General features: G+C 31.2%; 16 protein-coding genes. 15 read left to right on the top strand and 1 reads right to left on the bottom strand.

Annotated features, from left to right (window positions below; all coding sequences use genetic code 11):
- Positions 1-75: 75 nt before the first annotated feature.
- Positions 76-852, top strand: coding sequence for an NAD kinase (locus tag B5E79_RS02085; protein WP_087296784.1), 777 nt, complete (start codon positions 76-78; stop codon positions 850-852).
- Entirely contained in the window at positions 849-1,670 is an 822-nt protein-coding gene (locus B5E79_RS02080) for an RluA family pseudouridine synthase (RefSeq protein ID WP_087296783.1), read from the top strand. Before B5E79_RS02085 ends, B5E79_RS02080 begins: the two co-directional genes overlap by 4 nt.
- On the opposite strand, the gene B5E79_RS02075 is transcribed toward B5E79_RS02080, so the two are convergent.
- The gene (locus B5E79_RS02075; protein ID WP_087296782.1) at positions 1,664-2,872 is read right to left on the bottom strand and encodes an FtsW/RodA/SpoVE family cell cycle protein; all 1,209 of its coding nucleotides are present in this window, start codon (positions 2,870-2,872) and stop codon (positions 1,664-1,666) included. The two genes, B5E79_RS02080 and B5E79_RS02075, sit on opposite strands and share 7 nt — an antisense overlap.
- Positions 2,873-2,952: 80 nt before the next feature.
- Between B5E79_RS02075 and B5E79_RS02070 the strand changes: the two genes are divergently transcribed.
- The 13 genes from B5E79_RS02070 (at position 2,953) to B5E79_RS02010 (ending at position 13,480) form a co-directional block, all read left to right on the top strand.
- Complete coding sequence (locus tag B5E79_RS02070) at positions 2,953-3,300, top strand: PTS sugar transporter subunit IIB (protein ID WP_087245039.1); 348 nt, start codon at positions 2,953-2,955, stop codon at positions 3,298-3,300.
- A 216-nt stretch (positions 3,301-3,516) separates the two neighbouring features.
- Positions 3,517-5,589, top strand: a complete 2,073-nt coding sequence (gene pflB / locus B5E79_RS02065) for a formate C-acetyltransferase (protein WP_087245038.1) — start codon at positions 3,517-3,519, stop codon at positions 5,587-5,589.
- 17 nt (positions 5,590-5,606) lie between these two features.
- Positions 5,607-5,813 (top strand): hypothetical protein, encoded by a 207-nt coding sequence (locus B5E79_RS02060; protein WP_087245037.1) that lies wholly within the window; start codon positions 5,607-5,609, stop codon positions 5,811-5,813.
- Between the two features lie 14 nt (positions 5,814-5,827).
- On the top strand, positions 5,828-6,070 hold the full coding sequence (grcA3, locus tag B5E79_RS02055; protein ID WP_087296781.1) for an autonomous glycyl radical cofactor GrcA3: 243 nt from the start codon (positions 5,828-5,830) through the stop codon (positions 6,068-6,070).
- Between the two features lie 263 nt (positions 6,071-6,333).
- Positions 6,334-6,894 (top strand): chromate transporter, encoded by a 561-nt coding sequence (locus B5E79_RS02050; protein ID WP_087296780.1) that lies wholly within the window; start codon positions 6,334-6,336, stop codon positions 6,892-6,894.
- Entirely contained in the window at positions 6,891-7,451 is a 561-nt protein-coding gene (locus tag B5E79_RS02045) for a chromate transporter (protein WP_087296779.1), read from the top strand. The genes B5E79_RS02050 and B5E79_RS02045 overlap by 4 nt, the downstream gene beginning before the upstream one ends.
- 520 nt (positions 7,452-7,971) lie before the next feature.
- On the top strand, positions 7,972-8,187 hold the full coding sequence (locus B5E79_RS02040; protein WP_087245033.1) for a hypothetical protein: 216 nt from the start codon (positions 7,972-7,974) through the stop codon (positions 8,185-8,187).
- Position 8,188: 1 nt separating this feature from the next.
- Positions 8,189-8,461 carry a hypothetical protein gene (locus B5E79_RS02035; protein WP_087245032.1) on the top strand — a complete coding sequence of 91 codons (273 nt, stop codon included), beginning with the start codon at positions 8,189-8,191 and terminating at the stop codon, positions 8,459-8,461.
- 226 nt (positions 8,462-8,687) lie between these two features.
- Entirely contained in the window at positions 8,688-9,434 is a 747-nt protein-coding gene (gene pflA / locus B5E79_RS02030) for a pyruvate formate-lyase-activating protein (protein ID WP_206393093.1), read from the top strand.
- Between the two features lie 38 nt (positions 9,435-9,472).
- Entirely contained in the window at positions 9,473-11,221 is a 1,749-nt protein-coding gene (locus B5E79_RS02025) for a DUF4037 domain-containing protein (RefSeq protein ID WP_087296778.1), read from the top strand.
- A 3-nt stretch (positions 11,222-11,224) separates the two neighbouring features.
- The gene (locus B5E79_RS02020) at positions 11,225-11,836 is read left to right on the top strand and encodes a DUF4125 family protein (protein WP_087245030.1); all 612 of its coding nucleotides are present in this window, start codon (positions 11,225-11,227) and stop codon (positions 11,834-11,836) included.
- A 59-nt stretch (positions 11,837-11,895) separates the two neighbouring features.
- Positions 11,896-12,195 carry a PTS sugar transporter subunit IIB gene (locus B5E79_RS02015; protein ID WP_087245029.1) on the top strand — a complete coding sequence of 100 codons (300 nt, stop codon included), beginning with the start codon at positions 11,896-11,898 and terminating at the stop codon, positions 12,193-12,195.
- Between the two features lie 52 nt (positions 12,196-12,247).
- Positions 12,248-13,480, top strand: coding sequence for a metallophosphoesterase (locus B5E79_RS02010; RefSeq protein WP_087296777.1), 1,233 nt, complete (start codon positions 12,248-12,250; stop codon positions 13,478-13,480).
- The last annotated feature ends 35 nt before the right edge of the window (positions 13,481-13,515 follow it).

The following is a 13,515-nucleotide window of genomic DNA, read 5'->3' as shown; positions in this document are numbered from 1 at the left end:
TCACCTCACCTTATTTTATCTTGTATTGCATTCTATTGCAATTTTTATATAATATAAATCATAGGTGGTGAAGTTATGAAAACATATGCAATTGTATGTAAACAAGATCAGGAATCTATCACACTCAGTGAAAAATTAAAAGAACAGTTAAATACGTTTTTGACATATAATGAAAAAGAACCAGATATCGTGATTAGCGTAGGTGGCGATGGAACAATGCTTTATAGTGTGCATAAATATATAGATGCGATTGATCGTGTTGCTTTCATTGGAATTCATACAGGAACGTTGGGATTTTTAACTGATTATCAGCGTGATGAATATCTACAGCTTGTTTTGGATATTAAAAATGGACAGCATCGTATTTATGAACGTCATTTGTTGGAAGTGTCTTGCTTAGAAGGAACATATTTTGCTTTAAATGAAGTGAGAATTGAAAATAATCGTCGTTCTCAGGTTATGGATGTTTATATTAATGATGAATATTTTGAAACTTTTAGAGGAAATGGTCTATGTGTATCAACCCCAGTAGGGTCAACAGCCTATAATAAATCTTTAGGAGGCGCTGTTATTCATACTTGTACAGGATTGATGCAGTTAAGTGAAATTGCAGGTATTCACCATAATGCTTATCGCTCACTAGGCTCTTCTTTGATTCTTGATCAATCGCATACAATTCGTTTTCAGTCACAAAGTTATCAAGGGGCTATTCTTGGCGTTGATCATCTGGTTATTGATTTAAAAGATAAGGATTGTATCTGTGTCAAAATGTCTTCCAAAAAAGCACGTTTTTTACAATATAGAAATGTGTCTTTTACACAGCGTTTAAAAAGGGCATATCTGAATTCATGAAACAATATTGGATTATAGATGAACCTTGTGTTATTGGTGAGTTTCTTTTACGTCATGGAATCAGTCAAAAAGCAATCAAAGCTATTAAAATGAAGGGAGAAATTCTGGTAGATGGAAAACATCAGACAGTTCGATATCTATTGCAGGTTGGGGAAACCTTAACCATTATTTATCCACCAGAAGACAATCATATGGTACCAGTTGAAATACCATTAAAGATTGTCTATGAAGATGATTATTTATTGGTTGTTGATAAGCCTAAGGGATTGCCTTCGATTCCAACTCGTCAGCATCCCTATTATACTTTAGCGAATGCTTTAACTTTTTATTATCAGCAAATTCATTTGAATTCAACCATTCATCTTGTTAATCGTTTAGATAAAGATACCAGCGGATTAATGATTGTTGCAAAATATCGTTATATTCATGATAAAATCATGAAAGATCTCCAGCATATTGATAGACGTTATCGTGCTCATGTCAAAGGGATAGTCAAAGAGGGTGGAACGATTCGTTTGCCTATTTATAAAGAGGAATTCCAAATGAAGCGTATGATTGATAAACGTGGGAAAGATTCTTGTACGCACTATACTGTCAAAGCTATAAAACATGATAGAACCCTATTAGAAATGAAACTTGAAACAGGGAGAACACATCAGATTAGAGTTCATATGGCAGCTATCAATCATCCTTTGATTGGTGATTGTCTATATGGTGATGGTCAGGGCAATTTTGATTTAGATAGTTATATGGTTGGATTTGTTCATCCAGTTACAAAACAAAAGATTGTTATAACAAAAAAACAGGTCTGTTATTGAATCACAGATCTGTTTTTCATAATATTATTTTGAGTGTTGATATCAATAAATAATGCAACTGCAATCATGTAAGATAAAAGTGAAGACCCACCATAAGAAATAAATGGCAATGTAATACCTGTAATAGGTAATAGACCTAAAATCATACCCATATTCCATATCTGCTGAAACAACAGCATGCCAATGATACCAATGGTCATGAACTTATCTTGCTGATTGGTAGAATCAAGCCCAATCTTTAAAATGATGATATCAAAAGCAACAATAGCCCCAACGGTAATCAAACCACCAACAAAACCATAATTTGTTAAAATAACAGCAAAGATAAAATCGGTCTGCGCTTCTGGAAAGACTTTAATGACAGATTGGAAACCATGTCCAAACCATCCGGCACTTCCATAAGAAAGTAAAGAATTAAACAATTGATATCCTTCTTTGTTGTATGTGCCTTCAGGATCAAGCCATCCATAAAAACGATCAACTTGATGGGAACTTAAAAGCTTTTCAAAAATCTCAGGTTGATAAACAAAGAGATAGACTCCTATCAACAATATAATACCAATCAAGCCAAAACCAAAAATGAACCATTGCTTTCTAAGACCACTGGAAAAAATAACAAAAGCAGCACCAACTAATAAAATCAAAACAACACCCGTATCATTTTGAAGTAAAACAAGTAAAGCAGGGGGAATGACGACTTTCATACATTTCCAGATATATTTGATTTCTGTTTCTGTCGTATGAATGAGATAATAATCATTATGCTCTTTTGTGATTCTCGCTAAGGCGATAACGATGGCAATTTTCATAAATTCTGATGGTTGTATACTTAAAAAAGGAAAGTTAAACCATGAGGTTGCACCCCCAGCCGTATTGACCAGAGGAATAATATGATGACCAGGCCATAATCTTGTATAAATGAAATGCTCGATAGCCAAAATAATTAAGAGAACCATCAATATCCAATAGATGATCCAGATTTTATCATAAATCTGATCTTTCCCTATTTTATATATAATAAAAACCATAACTGCAGAAATTATATAAAAAGCGCCTTGTTTTAACCATAATGTTTCAGGATTTCCAACTTTATTAGAAATCATAGGCGTAGCACTTAAAATAGCAAAACAGCTAATCAATGCCAGAATACAAATGATACAAATCAATGGTTGTTCACGACAGAGTTTTTTGATTTGTTCCATGACATTGCTCCTTTCTTTTTTTATCTTCTTATAGTATACTATAAAAAAGAAATACTTCAATTAAAAAAGGATGTGAAAATATGGATGTTGAATATATTTTTGTTGTGATTGCGATTATTTTGGCTTTGATTTTACTTTATTTTGGATTTATTCATTTTATTAAGAATAAACGTTTAGATCAGGAAATGAAATCAACATTACCAATTGAAGAATTATTACAAGCCCTTGGTGGGAAAAACAATATTAAAGAAGTACGTAGCAGTGCTTCTAAAGTTACAGTTGTATTGGATAATCAACAGCTTGTCGATATTGAAAAAATCAGATCTTTAGGAGCAAGTGGAATTGTTGAAGGAAAAGACAGTTTATCAATGATTTTTGGTAGACAGTCAGAAAATATAGAAGCTGATATGAAGAGATATATAGGATAACCTGTATATCTTTTTTTTGTAAAGATTTTGTAAAAAAAATCAATTTTTGAAGCATATAAATAGCATTAAAAAAAAGAATCTGTTATATTGTAGTTGTCAAGTTCCAGCGACTCATTTTATGGCAGAAAATTGCGAAAAAAAACAAGTTATTTTATTGTTTCAATAGTATATTAGTGCTATAATGAATGAGAAATAAACAAACAGGGGGTTTAGAAAATGACATTTAAAGAAAAATGGAATGATGCTTGGGATGGTTTCCAAGCAGGGAAATGGAACAAGGAAGTGAATTTAAGAGATTTCATTCAATTAAACTACACACCATATGATGGTGATGATTCTTTCTTGGCTGGTCCTACTCAAAACACAAAAGATTTATGGGCACAAGTTATGGATTTAACTAAGCAAGAAAGAGAAGCTGGTGGAGTTTTAGATATGGATACAAAAGTTGTATCAACATTAACTTCACATGATGCTGGTTATTTAGACAGATCTAAAGAAAAAATTGTTGGTGTTCAAACTGATAAACCTTTCAAAAGATCTTTACAACCATTTGGTGGTATCCGTATTGCTGAACAAGCTTGTGAAACAAATGGATATAAAGTGGATCCAGAAGTTTCTTATATTTTCAGAGAATACAGAAAAACACATAACCAAGGTGTATTTGATGTTTATACTCCAGAAATTAGAGCTTGTCGTTCTTCACATATTATCACTGGTTTACCAGATGGATATGGACGTGGACGTATTATTGGTGACTACCGTAGAGTTGCACTTTATGGTGTAGATAAATTAATTGAAGATAAGAAAAATCAATTTGCGACAACTGAAAAGAGAATGACTTCTAAAGTTATTCAATTACGTGAAGAATTAAGTGAACAAATTAGAGCTTTAAGTGAATTAAAAGAAATGGCTGCAAAATATGGTTTTGATATTTCTAAACCAGCAACTAACTGCCAAGAAGCTATTCAATGGTTATACTTTGGATATTTAGGTGCAGTTAAAGAACAAAATGGTGCAGCAATGTCTTTAGGACGTACTTCTACATTTATTGATATCTATGTAGAAAGAGATTTAAAGAAAGGATTATTCACTGAAGAAGAAGTCCAAGAATTTATTGATCATTTCATTATGAAATTAAGAATTGTTAAATTCGCAAGAACTCCAGAATATAACTCAATTTTCGCAGGAGATCCAACTTGGGTAACTGAATCAATCGGTGGTGTTGGTGTTGACGGACGTCATATGGTTACTAAGACTTCATTTAGATATTTACATACATTATCTAACTTAGGAACAGCTCCTGAACCAAATATGACAGTTTTATGGTCAACTCGTTTACCAGAAAACTTCAAAGCATTCTGTGCAAAAACTTCAATTGAAACTTCATCAATTCAATATGAAAACGATGACTTAATGAGAGTAACTCATGGTGACGACTATGCAATTGCATGTTGTGTATCTTCAATGAGAGTTGGAAAAGAAATGCAATTCTTTGGTGCACGTGCTAACTTAGCTAAATGTTTATTATACGCTATCAACGGTGGTGTAGATGAAAAAACTAAGAAACAAGTTGGACCAAAATATAGACCAGTTGAAGGTGATTACTTAGATTACGAAGATGTTAAAGCTAAATTTGTAGATATGATGTCTTGGTTAGCTGGTGTCTATGTTAATGCGTTAAATATCATTCATTATATGCATGATAAATATGCTTATGAAAGAATTCAAATGGCATTACATGATAGAGAAGTTAAACGTTATTTCGCAACAGGTATTGCTGGATTATCAGTCGTTGCTGACTCTTTATCAGCTATTAAATATGCTAAAGTTAAATGTATTAGAGATGAAGATGGAGTTGTTGTTGATTACGAAGTAGAAGGAGATTTCCCTAAATATGGTAACGATGATGACAGAGTTGATGAAATTGCAACTTGGTTAGTTGAAACTTTCATGGCAATGGTACGTTCTCATCATACTTATAGAAATTCTTATCCTACAACTTCAATCTTAACAATTACTTCTAACGTTGTATATGGTAAAGCTACAGGTAATACTCCTGATGGTAGAAAAGCTGGTCAACCATTTGCTCCAGGTGCTAACCCAATGCATGGTAGAGATTCTCATGGTGCTATTTCTTCATTATCATCAGTTGCTAAATTACCATTCAAAGATGCACAAGATGGTATTTCAAATACATTTACTGTCATCCCTGGTGCTTTAGGAAAAGACGACCAAGTTTTCGCTGGTGACTTAGATATCGAATCAATTAAAAACGGAAATCTTGATTAATAGAAAGAAGTGAAAACATGGCCACTCAAAAAGAAATTGATGAACTAGTCAAAATGTTAGATGGTCGCATGAGCTCTGGTTCAGGACATGTTAATGTCAAAGTGAATGAAGATGCTCATATTGAAATGGAAGAAGTCACTGTTGTGTCAAAGATGGATTGTGATAGTGGTGATACTGCTTGTAAAATTCCAAATTTACCAATGGATGACGATGATGAATTTTAAAGGAGGAGAAAATCATGGCTGCAAGTGAACAACAAGTTGAAAATTTAGTTGGAATGTTAGATGCATATGCTTCAAAAGGAGGACATCATTTAAATGTTAATGTTTTAAACAGAGATACATTAATTGATGCTCAAAAACATCCTGAAAAATATCCACAATTAACTATTCGTGTTTCTGGATATGCTGTTAACTTTGTTAAATTAACAAAAGAACAACAAGATGATGTTATTTCTCGTACATTCCACGAAGCAATGTAATGAGGATGAAAAAGGTGCTGAGTTAAGCACCTTTTTTGATGTTATAAAAGAATGAATGAAACTTATTTTTAGTGGGATTTTTGAATTGCATCAATAAAACAAATTTCTATGATGTCAATAGACATAGGAAAATGATTATTTATGAAAATTATATATAATGAATAAAAAATCATTTATTGTAATGAGCTGATTCTTATATTTACAAGTTATAGAAAATCAAACTGATCGTTTGCTTTAATGAAGTTCAAGAAAGAAGTGATGAGATGAAGAATAATAAATTAATACAATTATTTGTATCTACACTTTATTTAAGTGCCTTTACTTTTGGTGGAGGATATGTCATTGTGACATTGATGAAAAAGAAGTTTGTAGATACACTTCATTGGATTGATCAAGATGAAATGTTAGATTTAGTGGCTATAGCACAATCATCACCAGGGGCTATTGCGGTGAATGGAGCCATTGTTGTTGGATATAAAATAGCAGGTATACCAGGATTATTGGTTTCTATATTAGGAACAATTATTCCGCCATTTATCATTATATCCGCCATTTCTGTGTTTTATGAAATATTTCAATCCAATATTTATGTTAAATTGATATTGGATGGAATGCAGGCAGGTGTAGGTGCAGTGATTTGTTCTGTTGTTTATGATATGTCAAAAGATCTTATCAAAACAAAGAGTTGGATGAACAATGCTATTATGATGATTGCATTTGTTGTCACATGTTTCTTTAATGTCAATGTGATTTATGTGATATTGATTTGTATTGCTATAGGGGTTGTCAGAACGTTTTATCATAAAGGAAGTGATCATGGATGATTTTGCTGGAACTTTTTTTGAGCTTTTTACAGGTGGGATTGTTTAGTTTTGGTGGTGGATATGCAGCCTTGCCATTGATTCAAAATCAGGTGGTGACATTACATCCTTGGTTATCACTGAGTGAGTTTACTGATTTGGTCACAATTTCTCAAATGACACCTGGTCCTATTGCGATTAATTCTGCTACATTTGTTGGTCAAAAAATTGCTGGTATATGGGGAGCTATATTTGCAACCATTGGATGTATACTCCCATCATGCATCATTGTTTCTTTGTTAGCTTATTTCTATTTAAAATATAGAAAATTATCAATGTTACAGGGTATATTAGAAACGTTAAGACCAGCTGTTATTGCGATGATTGCAACTGCGGGTGTGTCTATATTAGTCAGTGCTTTTTTTGGAGAAAATACAGTCCATACTTTATCATCTATGCGCATTGATATGATGATCATATTTGCAATTGGAATGATATTATTACAGTATAAAAAGATGGATCCTATATATGTGATGATATTATGTGGTATGATGAAACTGATTGAATATTTGATATTGTAAAGAAAATTTTATCTTTAAGTGGACTAAAAAATGTTTTGAAGTCTTCCTTATGAAAAGGAAATGATTGATTATGAAACAATGAGGAATTTAATAGGTGGTATGATTACTTATGTTTCATATGTATGGTTTTAAAGATTATAAGTTTGAAATAATTGTTGATAATGAGTTTTTACTAAAAAGATTTTCTATCACATTTCATGTATTAGATTTGGAAAGTAATGCATTCTAAAATCCTTTAGTTGGCTCTGCCATTATCGTAAAATATGATAGCGAAGATAATACCTAAGTATTAACAAGGCTAGAAATCTTATATGTCATGATATTCTGTGTTGATCGTTTCGAAAATAATTTCTTTGTTTTATTAGATAACCAACATATTAATAGAATCAATGAGATGCTATCTATTCTGTTTGGAAATAATAGGTAGGTCATTTGACCTACCCTTATAAATATAATATATGGATAAGAATGTTTTAAATTTGGTATATAAATGGTATAATTAAAAAAAGGAGTGATTGTAATGGATTTAAATCAAAAAATAGATATAAAAGATTTTCCAAGTTTAAATGACGTTTGCATAGTTCCAAAGAATATTTTAAATGAATTAATCGATTATTATAAATCTAATGAATATATAAAAAAGCATGTAAAAGAGGCAGAAGAAATTGTATTAGATAAGAGAAAAAGTTATACTCATGAAGAAATGATTGCTATATTAAAAAAAGAAGGATTATAGTATGTATAATATCAAATATAATGAAAGTATATTTATATTTGCTCAGGAAAATCATATAGTTATATCTGATATATTGGAACATATAAAAGACAATATCGAAAAATTTCCATATATGTATCCACTATATAATCGTCATGGAGTTAGTAATAAAAATTGTAGAGTTGTAAAAATACCAAATAGAAATTTAGAAATACTATATATTATTTTTGAAGATAATAAGATTGTTGTTATTGAAGATATTGCTTATTTAAACTCATCAGTAAAATTGAAATAATATTTAATCCTATTTAATAGAATTAAATATTATTTTTTTAACTGATAATGATGAGTATATTATTTACATGTTTAAAAGTAGTTATATTATCATTGTTTAAGTTAACAAATTTTATTCTACGCTTACGATAATGTTACATTTTGTTACTTTTTGTTTGAAAAATAAAACATATGAAATGATATTTTATAGAAAATATGTTAAAATAATAAAGAAAGTTGGTGAGATAATGAAAGGATATATTCATTCTTTAGAAAGTTGTGGAACTGTTGATGGTCCTGGAATCCGTTTTGTAGTCTTTTTTCAAGGTTGTCCAATGCGTTGTTTATACTGTCATAACCCTGATACATGGAAACCAAATACGGGAACACAGATGACAGTTGATGAAATTCTCAAAGAATTTAATACAAAGAAAGAGTTTTATAAAAATGGAGGAATCACTTGTACAGGTGGAGAACCCATGATGCAATTAGATTTCTTGATAGAATTATTTGAAAGATGTCGTGAAGAAAATATTCACACATGTCTAGATACGTCAGGGATTACTTTTCATGAAAATCCTGAATACTTAAAGAAATTAGATCGTTTGTTAGCTTCAACAAATTTAATTATGTTAGATATTAAACATATTGATCCTGAAGAACACAAAAAGTTAACTGCACAACCTAATGATATGATATTAAAATTTGCTAAATATGTAGATGATAAGGGTATTGATTTATGGATCAGACATGTTGTTGTTCCAACAATTACACAAAATGATGAATATTTATATCGTTTAGGTCAATTTATCGCAACCCTTAAACATGTCAAAGCTCTAGATGTTTTACCATATCATACTATGGGTGTTGCTAAATATAAGAACTTAGGTATTGATTATCCATTGGAAGGTATTCCACCATTAGATAAAAAAGATGCCATCACAGCAAGAGAAGTTGTTTTAAAAGGTATGAAAGATGCACTCAATCATAAATAGACACCCATGTGTCTATTTATTTTTAAAGGAGAATATTCATGACTATACAGGAATTACAGAAACAATTAGATAAAATGTATGCCAATAATGAATTGGATGAAGCTTATGCTTTTTTAGTTGAACAAGTCAATCTTGCTGTTCAAAGACAGGATAATGCAACGATTTTGTTTTTGCTTAATGAAATGATAGGTTACTTTCGTGTTACTTCACAATTTCAATCTGGAAATCAGATTGCTTTACAGATATTTAAAATTCTTGACATGTGTGGACTTGAAGAAACGATTGATGGTGCTACATCATATATCAATATAGCGACTTTTTATCGTGTACAGGGAAAATATCAGGAAGCTTTATCGCTTTATCAAAAGACAGAAAAGATTTATCATCATGAATTAGAACCACAGGATGAACTTTATAGTGCCTTTTATAATAATTTAAGCCTGTTATATCAGGAAATGGGTGATTATCAGCAAGCTATTGACATGCAAAAGAAAGCATTGGCGATAGTTGAACAACTGGATGATTATAGAATTGAAGAAGCCATTACTTATACAAATCTTTCACAAATGTATCTCAGTATCAATCAAAATGATGAAGCTCAAAAATGTTTACATCAGGCGATCTCTCTTTTTCAACAATATGGACCTCATGATCCACACTACTTTGCTTCGTTAGCGACTTTAGCGCAAAGCCATTATATGCAAAAAGATTATGTAAAAGCTTTAGATATTTATCAGCGTGTCTTACATTTCATAGAGAGTGTCTATGGACAAAATAAAGATTATCAGACAATTCAAAAGAATATTGACAGAATTCAAAAAGAAATGAAAACAATCAAAGGTTTAGATTTGTGTGAAGCTTTTTATCAACAATATGGCAGAAACATGATAGAAGAAGAGTTTTCAGAAATTAAACCATATATGGCGGTTGGATTATTGGGGATGGGATCAGATTGTCTGGGCTATGATGATGAGATTTCTCATGACCATGATTTTGGACCTGGTTTTTGTATTTTGCTTCCTCATGATATTTATCAGCAGTATTATAAACAAATACAGGCCAGTTATCAAAAGCTACCACAAGAATTCATGGGTATTCAAAGATTAACCTCAGCTCATGGAAATGGAAGAGTCGGTGTTTTTGAAACTGAAAGCTTTTTTAAACAGTTTTTAAGACATATACCACAAACTTTAGATGATTGGTTATATGCTGATGAAAATGCTCTTTTAGCTTGTACAAATGGACGTATTTTTGAAGACAATTATGGTCAAGTGACTCAAATCAGACAATATTTAAGTTATTATCCAGAAGATATCCGTATTAAAAAAATAGCCCGTTGTTTAGCTAAAATGGCACAATCTGGTCAATATAATTATGCCAGATGTATGCAAAGAGAAGATGAAGTTGCTGCGACGCTGGCATTGAATGAGTTTATAGATCAGACATTATCTCTTCTCTATTTACTGAATAAAAAATATAAGCCTTATTATAAATGGAGTTATTATGGATTAAAAGATTGTACATGTTTACAGGCAGTCACACCACTGCTTTTACAATTGGTTCAATTGCCATCTCAAAAGCAACATTGGCCTCAAAAGAACAATATTATTAATACTGATGATCAAAAAGTTGTGCTGATTGAAAAAATATGTCAGTTAGTCATTGGTGAACTTCATCGACAAGGCTTATCGACAAGTGATGATGATTTTTTAGACAATCACACAATGGAAGTCATGTCACATATTCAAGATGATTGTATACGCATGAAACATGTTATGGAGGGATAGAAAATGGTTGATGAAATTGTACAATTAGAATGGGATTTTTTTCAACAGGTTCATCATATTGATGGCCGTGCCAGTTGTCAGGATGATTTTGAAACATTTTATCTACAAAGAAAAAGTCAGTTTGAAGCTTTTTATCAAAATGTTCAAAAAGCTTGTCTACAAGATTTAAAACTAGCTCAACAAATAGGGAGAAATCCAGTCATGGAAAAATATGCCTATATGATGGAAAGTACGGATCCAGAATATTTTAATACGATTCGAGATCAGTTACCTGCTGTTGATCAACAAAAGAAAGACTTTATTAATGCTTTATGTGATATTGAAGTATCAATGCGTGAAGATATGAATGATCAATATCCTTATTTATTATCTCAAGCCCGTTTCACTCATTCTTTGGAAGATGAAAAAGATGATACCTCATTTGAAACTTATTTAAGAGGTGAATTAATGACTTATAGTGATGAAACATTATATTTATATGGTCAAATGGTTTTGGATATGGTTCAAAAGAATGAAAATTTAATTGAAAAAATATTAATGAATACAGTAAAAGCTTATGGCTATGCCTCTTTAGAAGATGCAAATAAATTTATAATGGATAGTGAAAAGAAATAGAAGTCAATATCAAAATGTGATAAAATAATAGTAGGGAACTAAAAAGGAGGAATATAATCATGAAAATCTTATTGTGTTGTTTGGCTGGTGTAACATCTACTTTGTTTGCTTCAAAATTAAAAGATGCTGCTTCAAGAAAGAGAGTTGACGCAACAGTTTGGTCCGCTTCAGAACATGCAGTAGAATATTCAAGTAATCTTGCTGATGTTATTCTTGTAGAACCTCAATTAAAAGGATCATATGAAAAAATCAAAGCAGACAACCCTGATAAACCAGTCATTTTAATTAGCGATGATGATTTTAAGAATTTCAATGCACAAAAGATTTTTGATATGGCATATGATGCTTGTCAAAAATAATAGGGATAATCAAGAATGAATAGCTTAGCTATCCATTCTTTTTAGATGTGTTATGAAAAAGATTATTTATTGTCTTATTTTTTGTCTTTGTCTGATGGGATGTCAATCAAAAACATTAAGTGAAAAAGAAGATTTAAAAATCATTGTCGCAAGTGATATACATTATTTTTTAAAGGATTATTATCAGGATTGTGAATGGTTTGAAGATTCCATGTTATATGGTGATGGCAAGATGGTCACTTATGGCGATGAGATTGTAGATGCTTTTGTACAGGCGGTTATCCAGGAAAAGCCTGATCTTGTTGTTTTGACAGGTGATTTAAGCTTTAATGGGGAAAAAGGCAGTCATCAGAAGTTAGCTCAAAAACTAGAACAATTAAGAGAAAAGAACATTCAGGTTGCTGTTATACCAGGAAATCATGATATTGATAATATCTATACAAAAGGTTATGGTCAAGATGATTATTTTGATGTGGATAATATTAATGCTAAGGATTTTCAGGATATTTATCAAAATCTAGGTTATCGTCTGGCAACTTCGAAACATGATGAATCTTTGAGTTATCGTATTGATTTGAATCCTGATTTTGCCTTGTTGATGATGGATTCGAATGCACATGAACAAACAGAAATGATGCTAGGAGCAAGTGGATTTTTTACAGATTCAACTATGCAATGGTTAGAAAAGCAGCTTCAGGATATTCAAAAAGATGGCAAAACGCCACTCGTTGCGATGCATCATAATTTAGCAATTCACAATGAATTGTTAAATAATGGATTTACCATTAATGATCATGAGAAGATTGCAAAACTGTTTTCTCAATATCATGTTCCATTTGTATTAAGTGGACATATACATTGTCAAAATATCAAAACGATTCAAGGAATCTATGATATTGCGTCTTCATCATTATTGGATGCTCCACTTCAATATGGCATTATTGAATTGAATCAGGATCAAATGAACTATCATACCCAGTCATTATCAATTTCAGTCAATGCAGATGAGTATTTTGATACAGTTTCTGCAAATAAATTTGGTAAATCTTTACAGGGAATATCAGATACTCAAAAAAGAACAGCGATTCAAGATGTATTAGTGAAAGCCAATCGTTACTATTTTACTGGTAACATCAATCAATATGTAGATGAACTTCGCTCTAGCGATGGTTATCAATATTTACAAAATGAAGATTTAAGTTTTTATCAACAGTATTTAGAAAGTATGTTAAAGGAAACAGAATCTTCACAGTCATTACAATTATCACTTACAATGAAGAAATAACTTTTGAATAGAAACAAGTTGTGATAAAATAAAAG

The organism is Massilimicrobiota sp. An134, assembly GCF_002160815.1.
GTDB classification, from domain to species: domain Bacteria; phylum Bacillota_I; class Bacilli_A; order Erysipelotrichales; family Coprobacillaceae; genus Allocoprobacillus; species Allocoprobacillus merdigallinarum.
The sequence above is the reverse complement of the archived record's forward strand: the minus strand, read 5'-3'. Positions and strand labels throughout refer to the sequence as shown.